The organism is Sphingosinicella sp. CPCC 101087 (assembly GCF_004151485.1).
Lineage (GTDB): Bacteria > Pseudomonadota > Alphaproteobacteria > Sphingomonadales > Sphingomonadaceae > Allosphingosinicella.
In genome coordinates, this window is sequence record NZ_SBFF01000001.1 from 155434 (window position 1) to 171872 (window position 16439).

The window sequence follows — 16439 nt, forward strand, 5'->3', positions numbered from 1 at the left end:
CCCGATGTGACGAAGCGCCCCGCCGAGCGATCGGCGGGGCGTTTTCGTGAAGGAGGCTCGATGAAGGAAGCGCTCACGATCGTCATGCTGGTCCTGCTGATCGGGCCGCTGCTCGTCGGCGTGCGGCGCATCAGGCGGCTGCCCCGGACGCGCGACGTCGAGGAGAGGCGCGGCCCGACCTCCTCCTCGGACGAGAAGGGCGGAGACCCTCGAGAGGTCTGACGGAGTCGACGCTAAATGAGTTAGGGCAATCGCGCCTTACATGTGGTAAGCATTCGGAACCACTGAGGCGTATCTTCGGCCACTCAGTGCCTGTGAGACGACTTGCGCTCCCGCCACGCCGCCTAGGAGCGATTTCATGAACCACCTGTCGGGACATCCCAGCCTCACGCCGATGCTTCGGAAGCTGATGAAATGGTCAGCTCTCGACGAGGAGGACCAGCAGGCCATTCTCGACCTGCCGCACGAGATCCGCCGGGTCGATCGGGGCGACTATATCGTGCGGGAACAGGATAAGCCGTCCCACGCCGCCCTTCTCCTTTCCGGCTTCGCCTACCGGCACAAGTTCGTCGGGAGCGGAGGCAGGCAAATCCTGTCGGTCCATATGAGCGGCGACATGGTCGACCTCCAGAACACGCTGCTCCGGACGGCGGATCACAATGTCCAGGCGCTCAGCCGGGCCGTCGTGGCCTTCATACCCTGCCGTGCGATCAAGGAACTGGCCTTCGGCCGGCCAAGGGTGGGGATGGCGATGTGGTACGACACGCTGGTCGACGGATCGATCCATCGCGAATGGACGGCCAATGTCGGCAGGCGGGACGCGCGGGCCCGGGTGGCCCATGTCCTTTGCGAGTTCGGCGTCAGGCTTAATGATGGAGACCTGGGATCGCCATGCACCTACGAGTTCCCGATGACCCAGGAAGAGTTCGCCGACGCCGTGGGTCTGACGCCCGTCCATGTGAACCGGACGCTGAAGGCGCTGGATCGCGATGGGCTGACCGATCGTGCCCATCGATCGGTCTCCATCAAGCAGTGGGACCGGCTTGCCGAAATCGGCGACTTCAGCACAAATTATCTGCATATACAGGATGAGCAGGGCCGGGCGGGTGCGGACCTTCCGGCGTGGAGGATGAGACCGTGAAGCTCGACGGAAGCTTGTCGCAGAATCTAAAAGCGGCGATCAGGAGTGCGGATAATCTTCGAGCTTCGTCGGTGCATGAGGATACGCTGCAATTCTGGCGCGACCTGATCGGCCATGCGCGCGCCGAATGCGGAAATGTCGGACCGGAAGCGCGAAATGAGGTCGAACAGCTGATCGATCAGCTTCAGAACCGGCTGAGCCTGCGCGAGCAGCATTGAGGCTCTTCATGCGCGCGGCTCGACGCGGGGCGCCGCAGACCTTCGGCGTCCATTCATCGCGACCCTTTCCTGCCGGCCGGCGGCGTTCGGCGGCAGCCGTCGAGGTGAAAGCCGGCGCCTCCGCTGGAGGACGCCGGCTTTCCCCGATTACTGAGCGACCGTAGCGATGTTGCCGCTGCCGGACTGACTGACGAACGACTGGTTGTCACTGCTCGCCTGAAGCACGGTGGCGAGGTTGCCCGTCCCGGCCTGCTCGACCAGCGCCAGATTGCCGCTCGTCCCCGCTTCCTGCGTGATCGAGGCCTCGTGGCTCGCCCCCGTCTGCAAGATCGCGGCATCGCCGCCGGTACCGTGCTGGGAGATCGTTGCCGTGCTGTTGCCAGCATAAGCGAGGCCGATGCTGCCGAGGTCACCCTCCAGCGCCTCGGCGAGCTCGGCCGAGACACCCTGACCGATGCCTGCGCGATTGCCCGATCCGGTCTGATCCACGCTGGCGCTGTTGCCGACGCCGACCTGCCCGACAGCCGCAAGGCTCGCGGCAGACTGGGTCACCTCGGCCGAGTTGGTGTCGCCGATCTGCGCCACGTAAGCGCTCGCCCCGTTTCCGTCCTGATCGACGATCGCGGTGTTGAAGCCGCCCTGCTGGTACAGGCGTGCGTCGGTGTCATCGCCGTCCTGCGTGACGTTCGCGTCGTTACCCTCGCCACGCTGGTCGATCGAGGCCGCCGCGCCCGCTCCGCTCTGAAGGACGAGCGAATATTGCTCCGCGCCGTCCCCGAACTGAGCGACCCGCGCGGAAGAATCCTCGCCGCGCTGGCTGACGATCGCGCGATGGCCCTCATTGCCCTCGCCGGACTGGAACACGGACGCATCGCTACCCGTCGCCGAGGACCATTGGGTTACGCTCGTCGAATGGGTGATAGGCGGGATGTAGCTGTCGCGGCCGGACCCGATCCCGGTCTGGACGACCGACACGCTTGCGTCCGCGGCCGCCTGGCTGATGGTCGAGCTGTGCGAGAAGCCGGACTGATCGACGGTGGCCGAGGCGCCGTTCGCCGTCGCTTGCTGGGTGATGGTCGACCCGACCCGCGGCCCGTTCTGGCTCACGTCGGCGGACTGATTTTCGCCATATTGGAAGACGTTCGACCGGTTGGTATCTTCGGCTTCCTGATTGACCTGGCTGACCGTGACCGTCGAGCCATCGCCGGTTTGCGAGATCAGGCTCTGATTGTTGACATATCCGCCCTGGCCGGCGGTCTGGAATATTTCGGCCGACGAATTGCCGTTCTGGACGATGTTGGACTCGTTGCCGTCTCCGGTCTGGGCGACGAGCGCCGAGCCACCTGCCGTCTGCCCGATGATCGACACGTTGTCGGCGCCGTCGCTCTGGGTGGACGTTGCGGAAGCGCCGGTCCCGGTTTGATGAATGCGAATCTCTGAATCGACGGCGCCCTCATTCTGCTCGGCGACGGCGGCATTCCCGGATCCCTTTTCCTGTTCGATCAGCACGAGCCCGTTTTCACCGCCCTGATCCACTTCGGCGCTGTTGTCCTGTGCCGGTGCGGTCGCCGCCGCGAGGAGCGCGAGAGTAGATACCGTTGCGTAGATGATGCGCTTCATTTCCAACCCCTTGATGTGTGGCGTCATTGCCAGGGCGAGCGCCGGCCGCAGCCACTCGTCGAGCGACCAGGTGTCGGGCGGCTCTCGCTAACCCTTCGTTAACCATCAGCTGCGACGATTCGGCGCCCGCGAGTTGTCGTCTCGATGACGGTTATGTGGCGCGCCGATGATGCCTCCGCGCCGCACCCCCCGCAGAGGGAGATCGCTCGGAGTCCGCTAATCTTGGTTCGTACCACCGTCCCATTCCGGTGCGACCGGATCCCTAACGAAGCCGGCCTCTGGCGGCGGACCCGTTCCCGCCTCTATCCCGCTCCAATCGAGTCCTTCAGTGGAGCCGCGCGTGACCAAGGCTGTCGGTTATCGGCCGGACGTGGACGGTCTGCGGGCGGTTGCGATCCTTCCCGTGCTGCTGTTCCACGCGGGTCTGGATTCCTTCTCCGGCGGCTATGTCGGCGTCGACATCTTCTTCGTCATTTCCGGCTTCCTCATCACCTCCATCATCGTGCGCGAGATGGACGAAGGCCACTTCTCGCTCCTGGGGTTCTACGAGCGCCGGGCGCGGCGAATCCTGCCGGCCCTGATCTTCGTCGTCGTAGCGGTGCTTGCGGCGGCGACCTTGCTCTATCTTCCGGAGGACCTCGACTCCGTCTCCCGCTCGGCCTTGGCGGCGATCCTGTTCCTGTCCAACGTCGGCTTCTTCCTCGATACCGGCTATTTCCAGGGCGGCGCGGAGACCAAGCCGCTGCTCCACACCTGGTCCCTGGCGGTGGAGGAGCAATTCTATATCGGGCTGCCGATCCTGCTTCTGCTGATCGCGCGCTGGCTGCCGGCCCGCCGCATCGCCGTGGTGACCGCCGCCGCCATCCTGTCTTTCGCCATGGCGGTCCTGACCCAGGACGACGGATCCGGATTCGCCTTCTATCTGTCACCGCCGCGCGCCTGGGAGCTGCTCCTGGGCGTGCTGCTGGCGCTCGGTGCCGTCCCGCCGGTCAGATCCCGTCCCGTACGCGAGGCGGCTGCTGCAGCGGGCCTCGCGGCCATCGGCTACGCCGTCGCGACGTTCGACCGCCATACCACCTTTCCGGGCGTGAACGCCTTGTTCCCGGTGCTCGGAGCCGCCGCCCTGATCCATTGCGCGCCCGGGACGCTGGCCGGCCGCCTGCTTGCCTGGCGGCCGATGGTCGGAATCGGGCTCATCTCCTATTCGCTCTATCTGTGGCATTGGCCCCTGATCGTCTTTACCGAATATGCGACCGGGACGCCGCTCGCCGGCTGGACTAGGGCTTTCGTGCTGGCGGGATCGGTCGGCATCGCCGTCCTGTCCTGGCGCTATGTCGAGGCACCGTTCAGGCAACGGACGCGGATGGGCCGCCGCGCGGTATTCGCAGCGTCGGGTAGCGCGATGGCGGCGACCTGCGCCGCGGCCGCCGCCCTCGTATCGACGGGAGGTTGGCCGGCACGCTTTCCGGCGGAGGTGGTGCGCCTTGCCGCCGCCACGGCCGATGTCAGCCCGTATCGCGACCGCTGCCACGACAGCGATACGAAGGGAGGGCGGCCTCCCTGCATCCTCGGCGCGCCCGCCGCCCCGCCCTCGGCCATGCTTTGGGGTGACAGCCACGGTGTCGAACTCGCTTATGCCCTGTCGGACGTGGAGGCCTCCGGCGGGCGTGCGTTGGTCCAGCGCACCCATTCGAGCTGCCCGCCGGTCCTGGATTTCGACCCGTCGTGGAACCCCCGCTGCGCGCGGCTGAACCAAGACGTGATGGCAAGCATCGAGGCCAATCCCGACCTGCGGACAATCTATCTTGCCGCCTTCTGGGCGAGCGACGCCTACGCCTCGCCGGAATTCGGGCGCGCGCTGGAACATACCCTCGATCGGTTGCTGGCGAAGGGTAGAACCGTCGTGCTGATCGGGCCGGTCCCCCCGCACGATTTCCACGTCCCGCGCCGACTTGCCCGGCTCGCCCGTTTCCGCCGAATCGACGAGGCAGGCGTCGCCGAGCGTCGGCAGATGAAGGCAGCGGATCGGATCGGCGCGATGGCAGAGCGCCGACGCGGCGCGGCGCTGATCTATGTCGATCCGTCCGATATATTGTGCGATGCGCGAAGCTGCGAAATCATCCGCAATGGGGCGCCGCTCTATTTCGACTCCCACCATCTCAGCGTCGCCGGCGCCACCCTGGTCGTCGCGGCCGTACGGGCGCGGCAGGCGGGCGCGCTGGCGGCGCGGGAGTAAGGGGACTCGCGTACAGGGCCGCAGAAGGCGGGTCGCGTGGGATTGCTCGTCCAGCCTTGCTTGCCGCGGCAATTCCCCTATCGCCGCGTCCATGGACGTGACCGACCTTCGCGTCGCCATCTTCAGCGGCAACTACAATTACGTCCGCGACGGGGCGAACCAGGCGCTGAACCGCCTTGCCGACTATCTGCTGCGCAAGGGCGCCGCGGTGCGCGTCTATTCGCCGACGGTGAAGGAGCCCGCGTTCGAGGCCAAAGGCGATCTCGTCCACATTCCGTCCGTCCCGATCCCGGGGCGCTCCGAGTATAAGTTCGGCTTCGCCATCCCGCCCCGCGTGCGCCGGGACATCGCGGCCTATCGCCCCAACATCTTCCACGTCGCCAGTCCCGAAATACTCGGCCATCGCGCCGTATCGCTGGCGCGAAAATGGGACCTGCCGGTCGTCGCGTCGGTGCATACCCGATTCGAGACCTATCCGCGCTACTACGGCATGGCATTCCTGGAGCCGGTGGTGCTCGCGATCCTTCGGCGATTCTACCGCCGCTGCGACGCCATCTTCGCGCCATCGGATTCCATGGCGCAGCTGCTGCGCGACCAGAGGATGAACTACGACGTCGGGATCTGGACGCGCGGAATCGATCGCGAGATCTTCCATCCTGATCGTCGTAACATGGCCTGGCGTCGGGACCTCGGCATCGCCGACGACGTGCCCGTGATCGGCTTCGTCGGGCGGCTGGTCATGGAGAAGGGGCTGGACGTGTTTTCGGACACGATCGACCGGCTGGCGCGACGGCAGGTGCCGCACAAGGTTCTGGTGGTCGGCGAGGGGCCGGCGCGGGACTGGTTCGAGAAGAGACTGCCGAACGCCGTTTTCGCCGGCTTCCAGGAGGGTGCCGATCTCGGACGGGCGATCGCCTCGATGGACATGCTGTTCAATCCGTCCGTCACCGAGACGTTCGGCAACGTGACGCTCGAGGCCATGGCTGCGAGCCTGCCGGTGGTGGCGGCAAGCGCGACCGGGAGCCAGAGCCTGGTCGAGGACGGAGTCACCGGTCGCCTGATCCGCCCCGGCGCCTGCGACCGGTTCTGCGACGCCCTGGCTTTCTACTGCCGCGACAGGGCCGCGCGCGAAGCGGCCGGTTCGGCTGGATGCGAAGCGGCCCAGCGTTTCGGGTGGGACGAGGTCAACCAGGAGCTGGTCGATTCTTACCTGCGCATCGTCCGCCAGCATGGCGAAGGCGGCCGGCAGCCCCGCGCGAGCCCCGTCCCCTGAAGGAGAGAGACGACGTCATGGACCCGCAGCAGACCATCTTTCTCGGACGTGGCGCCGACGGCGCGGTCGCGCTCCGGCTCGACCGATCGAACCGGCACGGCCTGATCGCCGGCGCGACGGGAACGGGCAAAACGGTGACCCTGCAGGGCCTGGCCGAGGGTTTCTCGCGCGCCGGCGTCCCGGTGTTCGTAGCGGACGTGAAGGGAGATCTTGCCGGAATGGCCATGCCCGGCGCGCCGACGCAAAAGGCGCACGAGGCCTTCGTAGGCCGCGCCTCCGAAATCGGCCTCGACGATTTTGCCTATGCCGATAATCCCGTGATCTTCTGGGATCTTTATGGCGAGCAGGGTCATCCCGTGCGGACCACGATCTCGGAGATGGGACCGCTGCTCCTGGCCCGTCTGCTCGGCCTCAACGAGACCCAGGAGGGCGTGCTCAACATCGCCTTCCGGCTCGCCGACGACGAAGGCCTGCTGCTGCTCAACCTCGACGATTTGCAATCGATGCTCGCCGCCTGTGCCGAGCGTGCCAGCGAATTGTCCGGCCGCTATGGCAACATCTCCAAGGCCAGCGTCGGCGCCATCCAGCGGCAGCTCCTCGCCTTCGGCGCGCAAGGCGCGGATCGCTTCTTCGGCGAACCGGCTCTCGCCATCACCGATTTCATCCAGGCCGACGAGAATGGTCGCGGCCAAGTGAACATCCTTGCTGCCGAAAAGCTGATGGCTCAGCCCAAGCTCTATGCGACCTTCCTGCTCTGGCTGCTTTCGGAGCTTTTCGAGGAGCTCCCCGAGGTCGGCGATCAATCCAAGCCGAAACTCGTCTTCTTCTTCGATGAGGCACACCTGCTGTTCGACGACGTTCCGGATGCGCTGCGGGATAAAGTCGAGCAGGTGGTCCGGCTGATCCGTTCCAAGGGCGTCGGAATCTTCTTCGTCACACAGAATCCGATCGACGTTCCGGACGAAGTCGCCGGGCAGCTCGGAAACCGCGTGCAGCATGCGCTGCGGGCCTTCACGCCGCGTGACCAAAGAGCCGTGAAGGCGGCGGCCGAAACGTTCCGCATCAATCCGAAACTCGACGTCGCGGCGGCGATCACGGAGCTGAAAACGGGGGAAGCGCTGATCTCGGTGCTGGACGAAAGCGGCGCACCCACCCCCGTCGACCGCGTGCTGGTCCGCCCTCCCTGCTCCCGGGCGGGACCGCTCAGTCCGAAGGAGCGCGCGATCATCCAGTCCCTGTCGCCGATCGGCGATCGCTACGAAGCCAGCCTCGATCGCGAGAGCGCCCACGAGATCCTGCGCGGACGCGCCGAGCAGGCGGCCGCGGCGGCCCAGGCCGCGCAAGCCGAACGCGACGCCGAGCGGGCTCGCAAGGACGCCGAGAAGGCCCAGCGCGAAGCCGCCCGGGCCGAGCGTGAACGGCAGCGCAACGCGCCGCTCCACGAACAGGTGGTGCGACAGCTCGGCCGATCGGTCCAGCGCCAGTTCACCAACCGGATCGCCGGCCAGATCGTTCGGGGCCTTCTCGGCGGACTGTTCCGCGGGCGGTAAAGCTCAGCCCGACTCGCCCTCCCCGCCACTCACGTGAAGCGCCGAAGCCAGCATGGCGGGACAGGAATCCGGCTTGCTCAGGCTTCCTGCCACTCGAAGCGGAGCGGCGCCTCCCGAAAGGCGAAGCGGTCGAGGTGGCGCGCGAGGGCCCCCTTGAGCGCCTCGAGCTGGCCCGGAGCGGAGGCATCGATCCGGCAGTCGAGCGTCTCCGCCCGCGCCGTCATCGTGATCACCCCCTCACCGGGCCAGTCCGCACCCCGCGCATCGCGGGGGAAGACAATCCTGCCCTGGTTTGCATCGAAAGTGACCTCGAGATTGTGCTGCCAGTGCTTGCACAATTGCTGGAGGTAGCGACTCGCATTCTTAGTCGGCACCTCGGCGGTGCTCGCAACGGCTCCACTCATTTCAGCCGCTCGATCCTCTGTGCCGCCTCGTCGAGGATCGCCGCAATCTCGTGCAACGTCTGCTCGTCGACATCGTCGCGGGTGACCCGGTGCCACAGCGACGAAAGCAGATTGCCGACCGCGCGCCGGATCGGCGGCCCACCTGCCTTGCGCCGGTCGCCGCCTATGTCTTCCAGGCGCGCGATCAACGCCTCGACCTCGTCCGCTTTCTCGTCGAGATGCACCCGCCCTTCGGCCGACACGGCAAAGGCCTTGCGCGGCGCCTCGGCGCCTTCCAGCGCTTCCTCGATCAGGCCCATGTCCTGGAGCATGGTCAGCGTCGGGTAAACGACGCCCGGGCTCGGCGCATAAGCGCCATGGGTCATTTCCTCGATCGCGCGGATGAGGTCATAGCCATGCCGCGGCTGGTCGGCGATCAGCTTCAAAAGGACGAGCCTGAGCTCGCCCGGCTCAAATAGCCGCCGGCGACCCCGGCGGCCGCGGCCACCACCTCCCCAATCGGCATCCCAGTCCCAGCCGCGGCCGTGACCCCAGCCGCCGCCGGGGCCGAAACCCATCGCGATCAGACCTTCCGGAAAAGCGAAACCCCGCGGCCCGCAGCCGCCCATTCTGAAACGCATGCCCATGGCATCCTCCTTCAAGACTAGCTGCGATATATCTTCGGCCAATCGAGACTGCAAGATATATCTTCGAAATAGTTCGCGTGTTCCACCACTGCACCGCGGGACCTCATGCCCCAGCCCCGGCGTTCGGAATATCCGATTGGCCGGAACGGCGGCACGATGCGAGGATCGGTCCATGGAGCAGCCACGACGACAGCAGGGTGGACCAGTGATCGCCGCCTGGCTCATCCACGCCTTTTCGGCGAGCGGCGCCATATTGGCCTTGCTCGCGCTCGAGGCGATCGGTCGTGGCGAGCTCCGGCTGGCGTTACTGTGGCTCGGGATCGCGCTGGCCGTCGATGGAGTCGACGGAACGCTGGCGAGACGGTTCCGGGTGAAGGAACGGGCTGCGCGCATCGACGGCGCGGTCCTGGACCTCGTCATCGACTATCTCAACTATGTCTTCGTTCCCACCATCTTCATCTGGCAGGCCGGCCTGGTGCCGGCAGCACTCGCCGTACCCCTGGGCGCGCTCATCCAGCTTTCCTCACTCTACGTCTTCGCGCGCAGCGACATGAAGACCGAGGACAATTATTTCCGCGGCTTTCCGGCCCTCTGGAACGTCGTCGCACTCTATCTCTACGTTGCGGCGCCGGGGGCGACGGCCGGTGCGATCATCGTCTTCGCCCTGGCTCTGTCGAGCTTCGCGCCGATCCATTTCGTCCACCCCTTCCGGGTGCGCGACTATGGCCCCTGGCTTCCTCTTCTGACCCTGACATGGGCGGGCGCGACCGCCGCGCTGCTCTGGCCGGGATGGAGCGACGGTGCAGCCGCAGCCTGGTTCTGGTCGTCAACCGCCAGTGCCGCGATGCTGCTGATATTGGGGCTGGTCCGCACCGCGCGCGGCAGCGGGAGGCGCGAAAGAGAAAGGCGGCCGCCAAAGCGACCGCCTTCCCGTTGATCGATATGCCGCGAGGGCTCAGCCCTCGGCGTTCTCGGTCTGCGGGGTCGCCGTCTCGGCGACCGCCGCCTGAGTGGTGCGGGTATCGCGCCGCTCGGCGATGCGGGCCGCCTTGCCGGTACGACCGCGCAGATAATAAAGCTTCGCCCGGCGAACGGCGCCGCGGCGGACGACCTCGATCGATTCCACGTTGGGTGAATAAAGGGGGAAGACGCGCTCGACGCCCTCGCCGAAGCTGATCTTGCGAACGGTGAAGGAGCTGCCCAGGCCCCGGTTGGCGCGGGCGATGCAGACGCCCTCGAAATTCTGGATGCGGGTCCGGTCGCCCTCGACCACCTTCACGCCGACGCGAAGGGTGTCGCCCGGCCGGAATTCGGGAATGGCCTTGGTCGACTTGAACTGCTCGATCGCCTCGGCCTCGAGCTGCTGGATGATGTTCATGACTTGTCGCTCTCTTCTTTGCGCCGCGCGCCAGAGGGCGGTGGCCTTCGCGCGTCCCCGTGACGCTCGATCAGGTCCGGCCGCCTTAGCCGTGTCTCCTCGACCGCCTTCGCTCTTCGCCAGGCGGCGATCTTCGCATGATCCCCCGATCGCAGCACTTCGGGGATCGTGCGCCCTTCCCACTCATAAGGTCGGGTATAATGCGGATATTCGAGAAGGCCGCCCTCAAAGCTCTCCTCCTCGCCGCTGGTCGGCGCGCCCATTACCCCGGGGAGCAGCCGAACGCAAGCATCGAGCAGGACGAAAGCCGCCGTCTCGCCACCGGAAAGCACATAGTCGCCGATCGATAGCGGGACAATGGGCCGAGCCTCGAAAAGGCGCTCGTCAATGCCTTCGAAACGGCCGCACAGGATGGACGCGCCCGGGCCGGCCGCGAGCGTGCGCACATAAGCCTGGGTGAGCGGCCGCCCCCGCGGCGTCATCGCGATCAGCGGCACCTCCGGCCGGCGCGCCAATAGGTCGTCCACCGCCCGCGCCAGCACGTCGGCGCGCATGACCATGCCCGCCCCGCCCCCGGCCGGCGTGTCGTCGACCGACCTATGCCTGTCCGTGGCGAAGTCGCGGATCTGACCCGTCTCGAGCGACCAGATCCCCTCCCCCAGCGCGCGCCCGGCCAGGCTGTGGCCGAGCGGCCCGGGAAACATCTCGGGGTAAAGGGTCAGGACGGTCGCGGCCCAGGTCACCGGTCGGACGCGACGCTCAGCCGCAACGCCTGGATTCCGGCCGGCTCGGTCGGGGCAAGCAGCAGCTGTCCTTCGAGGCGCCCGCGATCGCAAGTCCACAGGAACCGCCCGGAGAGAGCTCCGGTAGCGGTGATCGGCCCATCGGTGCGGCACGCGCCCGCTTCCGTCTTGAGGCGCGCGAACTCCCGCGCCCAGTTGTCGGCCGAGCGATCCATCAGAAAGTTCATCGCGAGAAGGTCCCGGCCGGGTTCGAGGCTACCCGCACGATACATCTCCCCGGCGGCGCGATACGCGCCGGCAAGCGCCTCGCTCACCGGGACGGAGCGCGGCTCCAGCAGCCCGGCCCGCTCGAGCTCGAGCGCGGCCTCGAACACCGGTGCGGACGGCGCTGCATAGGTCCGGTTGGCAAAAGCGAAGATGCCGACGCCATGGTCCGGCATCAGCACCACATAGGAGCCGTAGCCGGGAAAGCCCCCGCCATGCGCCAGGGTCGTTCCCAGGTCGCAGTCGCGCGCGACGATGAGGCCCATCGCGTAAGCGATGGCCGTGCGGCATGGCTCGGCGCCGTCGAGCCCCGGCCGCGGGCGGAAGGCCAGGAAGTTCAGTCCCTGGGCCAGTTCGCGCACCGTCGATCGGCGAACGGGGCCCTGCTCCGGCCCGTCGCGCGCGGGCCAGGCCGACAGCAGGAAGGCGACCCAGCGCGCATAATCGGAAAGGCTGGTCTGGACGCCGCCCATCGCGCCGAACGCGCCGTGCGCCATGCCCGGCTCGCGCGCAAAGGCCTCGTTCTCCCAGCGATAGCCGAGCGCCCGCCGCTCCTGCGGCGCCGCGAATATGTCATAGCCCGTCGATTCCATGCCGAGCGGTCGCATGATCTCCTGCTCGATATAGTCCTTGAACGGGCGGCCGGAGACGTTGGTGACGATGCGGCCCAGCACGGCATAGCCGAAGTTGGAATATTCATACTGGGTCTGCGGCACGCGGGAGAAGGGAGCGCCCCGGCTCAGCATCAGTGTGAAGTCCTCTTCCGACATGGGCGTCTGGCGATCGCCCCAAGGATCATCGGTGACGAGCCCGCCGACGTGACTGAGAAGATCGCGGACGCGAATTCGAGGCGAATCGGTGGTCGGATATCGCCAACCGCGCATCTCGGGGACATAGGTCTCGGCGAGCGCGTCGAGCGACAGGCGGCCCTCGTCGCGTAGCTTGAGGATGGCAAGCGCGGTGAAGGCCTTGCTCATCGAGGCGATTCGGAAGAGCGTATCAGCCGTGGGCCTCCGCTGCGTTTCCAGATCCTGGACGCCAGAGAAGCCGGAATGCACGAGCCGGCCGTCCTTGACGATCCCCCAGACGAGCCCCGGCACGTGGGCCTCCTCCTGAAAACGGCGGAACCGCGAATCGATCGAGGGTGACACCTGCTCCACAGCCGCCGGCAGCGCCGACGGTGAGCGCTCCTGCGCCACGGCCGTGGCGGAAGCGCCGAACATCAAGGTCGCCAGCAACAGTCTCGAAATCGACATGGAACCACCTCCGCACCCTTGCATAGCGGGCATGGCGCGCGACGCGAACAGGGAACCATGGCCGCGCCGCCGCGCTGAAGCGCGATGAAGGAAGACAAGCTCGACTGCCTGATCGTCGGCGCGGGGCCCGCCGGGCTGACCGCGGCCATCTACCTGGCCCGCTTCCACCTCAAGATAGGCATCGTCGACGCCGGCCGAAGCCGTGCGAGCTGGATTCCCTGCACCCGCAACGTTCCGGGCTTTCCCGAAGGCATATCGGGGGACGACTTGCTGCGGCGGATGCGGGAGCAAGCGGAGAAATATGGCGCCTCCTTCTCCCATGGCCGTGTGACCCGGCTCGACAGCGTCGACGGCGGTTTCAGCGCCGAATGGGGCGAAGGCTCGGCCACGGCAAGGTCGGTGCTGCTCGCGACCGGCGTGCGCAATCGGCGGCCCGACATGGACGAGGAGCTGCACCAGGAGGCCCTTGCCCGCGGCCTGATCCGCTACTGCCCGATCTGCGATGCCTATGAAGTCACCGACCGGAAAGTCGGCGTGATCGGAAGCGGATCGCACGGCGTCGCCGAGGCTCTGTTCCTCCGCGGCTATACCGCCGACGTCACGCTGGTTGCGCCCGACGAGACGCACCGCCTCGAGCCGGAGGACCAGGAGCGGCTCCGGGAGAGCGGCATCCACACCCTCGACGGCCCATCACGCGGCGTCGCCATTCAGGAGGACTGCATCGTCGTCGAGACGGCGGAGGGTCACCACACGTTCGACACCGTCTACCCGGCGCTCGGCTCCGACACACATGTCGAACTGGCCGAGCAGATCGGGGTCGGGCTGGCCAGCGAAACGGGATGCATCACCGTCGATTCCCACCAGCGCACCAACGTTCCCGGGGTCTATGCCGCCGGTGACGTCGTCCTTGGTCTCGACCAGATCAGCCACGCGCTGGGCGAAGGCGGCGTCGCGGCGACGACGATCCGCAACGACCTTTCGAAGCTGCGGCCGCTCCTGCGCTGAGCCGGCGGCGGGAAGCTCAGGCGAGAAACGCGGGATCGGCGACGATCCGGCCCGCCTCGAGATCGGCGATTCCCGGCCTGAACGGGATCATCGCGCGTCGTCCATCCGGCTTTTCGATCTCGATGATGTCGCCCGCGCCGAAATTCTCGACGCCGACGACGGTGCCGAGCGTTTCGCCCTCCCGGCTGTCGCAGGGAAGTCCGAGCAGGTCGGCATGATAATATTCCCCCTCGTCGAGCGGCGGCAGCTCTGAGCGTGGGACGGAGAGGAGTTGCCCCCGGAGCGACTCGGCGGCCTCGCGACCATCGATTCCCTTGAACCGGGCAATCGCGCCACCGCCGCCCGCGCGGAGCGACTGCAGGGTCAGCAGCCTCTCGCCGGCGAACAGGCGCTTATGCCGCTTCAGGCTCTCCGGGCCCTCGGCGAACAATTTCAGGCGCACCTCGCCGCCGACGCCATGCGCGCCGGCGACGGCAGCGAGGATGACCTGAGGCTCCGACAAGGGTTACTGCGCCTTTTCGGCACCTTCCTCGGGAGCGGCCTCGTCCGAGCCTTCGGCGGGTTCGGCAGTCGACACGCCCTCGTTGGACGCTTCCCCGGCGGGTGTCGCTTCCTCGGCAGGAGCTTCTTCGGCCGCCGGTTGCTCGGCAGGCGCTTCGGCCGAAGCCTCCTCGGCGGGTGCGGCTTCTGCAGCCGGCTCCGGAGCAGACGCCTCGGCGGGTTCGGCCGCAGTCTCGACCGACTCGGCCTCGGCGGGTTCCTCGGCCTGCGCTTCGGCGGCCTCGGCTGCACGGGTGGCACGCTCCTCGGCGCGCTCCTTGGCCTTCTCGCCCGGAGTGCCCTTGTTGGGGTTGTTACGAGCCGGCCGTTCGAGAATGCCGGCGGCATCGAGGAAGCGGTGGACGCGGTCGCTCGGCTGCGCACCGACCGACAGCCAATGGCGAGCGCGGTCCGCGTCCAGCTTCACCCGCTCGGGATCGTCCTTGGCGAGCAGCGGATTGTAGCTGCCGATCCGCTCGATGAACTTGCCGTCGCGCGAATTGCGCGAATCGGCGACCACGATCTTGTAATAAGGGCGCTTCTTCGCGCCGCCCCGGGAAAGCCGGATTGCTACTGCCATTTTACCATTCCTTTCTGGTGAACATGCTCATTTCTTGAAATTCTTAGGCAAATTGAACGGCGTGCCGCCTTGGCCGCCGGGAAGACCGGGAAACCCGCCAGGCAGACCCGGGGGAAGCGCGCCGGGCGCTCCGGGGCCGCCCATTCCGCCCATGCCGCCGCCGAAGAGCGCGCCGAGCTTCCCGAGCCCGCCCATCTTGCGGATCTTCTTCATCGCCGTGGACATCTCCTGGTGCATCTTGAGGAGCTTGTTTACCTCCTGCACGGTGGTGCCGGAGCCCTTCGCGACTCGAATCTTGCGCTTGGCGTTCAGCACCTCCGGCTTGGCGCGTTCCTTCGGAGTCATCGAACCGATGATCGCGTCGAGCCGGCCCAGCACATTGCCTTCCAGAACGCCGCTCTGGTTGATCTGATTCTTCATCTTGCCAAGGCCGGGAAGCATCCCGGCAAGCGCCCCGAGGCCGCCCATGCGCTGCATCTGGCGCAGCTGACTGCGAAGGTCGTTGAGATCGAACTGGCCCTTCGCCATCTTCTTGGCGAGCGCTTCGGCCTCCTCGACCTGAATCGTCTCCTGCGCCTTCTCGACCAGGCTCACGACATCGCCCATGCCGAGGATGCGGCCGGCTATCCGTTCCGGATGGAACGGCTCGATCGCGTCGATCCCCTCGCCGATGCCCGCGAACTTGATCGGCCGCCCGGTCACCGCGCGCATCGACAGAGCGGCACCGCCGCGGGCGTCGCCGTCCAGACGGGTGAGAACCACGCCGGAGAGATCGATCTCGTCGACGAAGCTCTTGGCCACGTTGACCGCGTCCTGGCCCGTCATGGCGTCGGCGACGAGGAGCACTTCATGGGGCTGCGTCGCGCCGGCAACGGCCTTCATCTCGTCCATCAGCGCCTGGTCGACGTGGAGCCGGCCGGCCGTGTCGAGCATCAGCACGTCATAGCCTTGGAGCCTGGCAGCGTTGAGCGCGCGCCGGGCGATGTCGACCGGCGGCTGGCCGGGAACGATCGGCAATGTGGCGACATCGGCCTGGCGACCGAGCACGGCGAGCTGCTCCTGCGCCGCCGGACGGGCGACGTCGAGCGAGGCCATCAGGACCTTCTTGCGCTCCTTCTCGGTCAGCCGCTTGGCGATCTTCGCGGTCGTCGTCGTCTTGCCCGAGCCCTGGAGACCGACCATCATGACGACGGCCGGGGGCGTCACGGCGAGGTCGAGGCCCGCCTCCTCGGCGCCGAGCATCTCGACCAGCGCGTCATGGACGATCTTCACGACCTGCTGGCCGGGAGTGACCGAGCGAAGGACCTGCTGGCCGACCGCCTGTTCGGTGGCCTTGTCGACGAATTCGCGAACGACGGGCAGCGCGACATCGGCCTCGAGCAAGGCGATACGGACCTCGCGCATGGCGGCGCGGACGTCCGCCTCGTTGAGGGCGCCGCGGCCGCGCAGGCGGTCGAACACGCCGCTGAGGCGGTCGCCGAGGCTCTCGAACATCTAACGCTCCTTCGCTTCTCCGGTCAGCGGCAAGCCCTGGTCACAAACGCAAAAGCGCCGGCGGGCGAAACCTCGCCGGCCAGCGTGCGTCCTTGACGCTTCAGCACTCAC

16 protein-coding genes and 1 pseudogene are annotated in these 16439 nt (G+C 67.1%); 8 read left to right on the plus strand and 9 right to left on the minus strand.

Annotated features, from left to right (window positions below):
• Positions 1 to 60: 60 nt before the first annotated feature.
• From EKM57_RS21705 to EKM57_RS22100, 3 genes are all read left to right on the plus strand, one after another.
• Entirely contained in the window at positions 61 to 222 is a 162-nt protein-coding gene (locus EKM57_RS21705) for a hypothetical protein (protein WP_165357129.1), read from the plus strand.
• Positions 223 to 358: 136 nt separating this feature from the next.
• Positions 359 to 1141 (plus strand): Crp/Fnr family transcriptional regulator, encoded by a 783-nt coding sequence (locus tag EKM57_RS00740; RefSeq protein ID WP_129790552.1) that lies wholly within the window; start codon positions 359 to 361, stop codon positions 1139 to 1141.
• Positions 1138 to 1359, plus strand: coding sequence for a hypothetical protein (locus EKM57_RS22100; RefSeq protein ID WP_129790553.1), 222 nt, complete (start codon positions 1138 to 1140; stop codon positions 1357 to 1359). The genes EKM57_RS00740 and EKM57_RS22100 overlap by 4 nt, the downstream gene beginning before the upstream one ends.
• A 147-nt stretch (positions 1360 to 1506) precedes the next feature.
• Here the strand turns inward: EKM57_RS22100 and EKM57_RS00750 are convergent, their stop codons facing one another.
• Entirely contained in the window at positions 1507 to 2979 is a 1473-nt protein-coding gene (locus EKM57_RS00750) for a hypothetical protein (RefSeq protein ID WP_165357131.1), read from the minus strand.
• A gap of 340 nt (positions 2980 to 3319) precedes the next feature.
• Here EKM57_RS00750 and EKM57_RS00755 point away from each other — a divergent pair, with 340 nt between their 5' ends.
• The 3 genes from EKM57_RS00755 (at position 3320) to EKM57_RS00765 (ending at position 8038) form a co-directional block, all read left to right on the plus strand.
• Positions 3320 to 5215, plus strand: coding sequence for an acyltransferase family protein (locus EKM57_RS00755; RefSeq protein WP_129790555.1), 1896 nt, complete (start codon positions 3320 to 3322; stop codon positions 5213 to 5215).
• A 91-nt stretch (positions 5216 to 5306) separates the two neighbouring features.
• On the plus strand, positions 5307 to 6488 hold the full coding sequence (locus EKM57_RS00760) for a glycosyltransferase family 1 protein (RefSeq protein WP_129790556.1): 1182 nt from the start codon (positions 5307 to 5309) through the stop codon (positions 6486 to 6488).
• Positions 6489 to 6505: 17 nt separating this feature from the next.
• The gene (locus tag EKM57_RS00765) at positions 6506 to 8038 is read left to right on the plus strand and encodes a helicase HerA-like domain-containing protein (protein WP_129790557.1); all 1533 of its coding nucleotides are present in this window, start codon (positions 6506 to 6508) and stop codon (positions 8036 to 8038) included.
• Between the two features lie 77 nt (positions 8039 to 8115).
• Here the strand turns inward: EKM57_RS00765 and EKM57_RS00770 are convergent, their stop codons facing one another.
• Together EKM57_RS00770 and EKM57_RS00775 are read right to left on the minus strand one after the other, a co-directional pair.
• Complete coding sequence (locus EKM57_RS00770; RefSeq protein WP_129790558.1) at positions 8116 to 8442, minus strand: DUF2218 domain-containing protein; 327 nt, start codon at positions 8440 to 8442, stop codon at positions 8116 to 8118.
• Positions 8439 to 9068, minus strand: a complete 630-nt coding sequence (locus tag EKM57_RS00775; RefSeq protein ID WP_371414107.1) for a PadR family transcriptional regulator — start codon at positions 9066 to 9068, stop codon at positions 8439 to 8441. Before EKM57_RS00775 ends, EKM57_RS00770 begins: the two co-directional genes overlap by 4 nt.
• A gap of 172 nt (positions 9069 to 9240) precedes the next feature.
• Between EKM57_RS00775 and EKM57_RS00780 the strand changes: the two genes are divergently transcribed.
• Positions 9241 to 10005 (plus strand): phosphatidylcholine/phosphatidylserine synthase, encoded by a 765-nt coding sequence (locus EKM57_RS00780; protein ID WP_129790559.1) that lies wholly within the window; start codon positions 9241 to 9243, stop codon positions 10003 to 10005.
• 18 nt (positions 10006 to 10023) lie between these two features.
• Here the strand turns inward: EKM57_RS00780 and rplS are convergent, their stop codons facing one another.
• Genes rplS through EKM57_RS00795 form a run of 3 tightly spaced genes read right to left on the minus strand, consistent with a single transcriptional unit; the run spans position 10024 to position 12709 of the window.
• A complete protein-coding gene (gene rplS, locus EKM57_RS00785; protein WP_129790560.1) occupies positions 10024 to 10446 on the minus strand; it encodes a 50S ribosomal protein L19 in 423 nt (140 codons plus the stop codon).
• The gene (gene trmD, locus EKM57_RS00790) at positions 10443 to 11189 is read right to left on the minus strand and encodes a tRNA (guanosine(37)-N1)-methyltransferase TrmD (protein ID WP_129790561.1); all 747 of its coding nucleotides are present in this window, start codon (positions 11187 to 11189) and stop codon (positions 10443 to 10445) included. Before trmD ends, rplS begins: the two co-directional genes overlap by 4 nt.
• Positions 11186 to 12709, minus strand: coding sequence for a serine hydrolase (locus tag EKM57_RS00795; RefSeq protein WP_243450835.1), 1524 nt, complete (start codon positions 12707 to 12709; stop codon positions 11186 to 11188). The genes trmD and EKM57_RS00795 overlap by 4 nt, the downstream gene beginning before the upstream one ends.
• Positions 12710 to 12793: 84 nt before the next feature.
• Here EKM57_RS00795 and EKM57_RS00800 point away from each other — a divergent pair, with 84 nt between their 5' ends.
• Positions 12794 to 13714: an NAD(P)/FAD-dependent oxidoreductase gene (locus tag EKM57_RS00800; RefSeq protein WP_129790562.1), complete on the plus strand. Its 921-nt coding sequence runs from the start codon at positions 12794 to 12796 to the stop codon at positions 13712 to 13714.
• A 16-nt stretch (positions 13715 to 13730) separates the two neighbouring features.
• Here the strand turns inward: EKM57_RS00800 and rimM are convergent, their stop codons facing one another.
• From rimM to ffh, 3 genes and pseudogenes are all read right to left on the minus strand, one after another.
• Positions 13731 to 14216, minus strand: coding sequence for a ribosome maturation factor RimM (gene rimM / locus EKM57_RS00805; RefSeq protein ID WP_129790563.1), 486 nt, complete (start codon positions 14214 to 14216; stop codon positions 13731 to 13733).
• A 138-nt stretch (positions 14217 to 14354) separates the two neighbouring features.
• Positions 14355 to 14834: pseudogene (gene rpsP, locus EKM57_RS00810) on the minus strand (30S ribosomal protein S16); the annotation flags it as partial.
• A 27-nt stretch (positions 14835 to 14861) separates the two neighbouring features.
• Entirely contained in the window at positions 14862 to 16328 is a 1467-nt protein-coding gene (gene ffh, locus EKM57_RS00815) for a signal recognition particle protein (RefSeq protein WP_129790565.1), read from the minus strand.
• Positions 16329 to 16439 lie beyond the last annotated feature (111 nt).

Coding starts and splice junctions, on each gene's coding strand:
- EKM57_RS21705 (WP_165357129.1), top strand. CDS start 61: ATGAAGGAAGCGCTCACGATCGTCATGCTGGTCCTGCTGATCGGGCCG.
- EKM57_RS00740 (WP_129790552.1), top strand. CDS start 359: ATGAACCACCTGTCGGGACATCCCAGCCTCACGCCGATGCTTCGGAAG.
- EKM57_RS00750 (WP_165357131.1), bottom strand. CDS start 2,979: ATGAAGCGCATCATCTACGCAACGGTATCTACTCTCGCGCTCCTCGCG.
- EKM57_RS00760 (WP_129790556.1), top strand. CDS start 5,307: ATGGACGTGACCGACCTTCGCGTCGCCATCTTCAGCGGCAACTACAAT.
- EKM57_RS00765 (WP_129790557.1), top strand. CDS start 6,506: ATGGACCCGCAGCAGACCATCTTTCTCGGACGTGGCGCCGACGGCGCG.
- EKM57_RS00770 (WP_129790558.1), bottom strand. CDS start 8,442: ATGAGTGGAGCCGTTGCGAGCACCGCCGAGGTGCCGACTAAGAATGCG.
- EKM57_RS00775 (WP_371414107.1), bottom strand. CDS start 9,068: ATGGGCATGCGTTTCAGAATGGGCGGCTGCGGGCCGCGGGGTTTCGCT.
- EKM57_RS00780 (WP_129790559.1), top strand. CDS start 9,241: ATGGAGCAGCCACGACGACAGCAGGGTGGACCAGTGATCGCCGCCTGG.
- rplS (WP_129790560.1), bottom strand. CDS start 10,446: ATGAACATCATCCAGCAGCTCGAGGCCGAGGCGATCGAGCAGTTCAAG.
- EKM57_RS00795 (WP_243450835.1), bottom strand. CDS start 12,709: ATGTCGATTTCGAGACTGTTGCTGGCGACCTTGATGTTCGGCGCTTCC.
- EKM57_RS00800 (WP_129790562.1), top strand. CDS start 12,794: ATGAAGGAAGACAAGCTCGACTGCCTGATCGTCGGCGCGGGGCCCGCC.
- ffh (WP_129790565.1), bottom strand. CDS start 16,328: ATGTTCGAGAGCCTCGGCGACCGCCTCAGCGGCGTGTTCGACCGCCTG.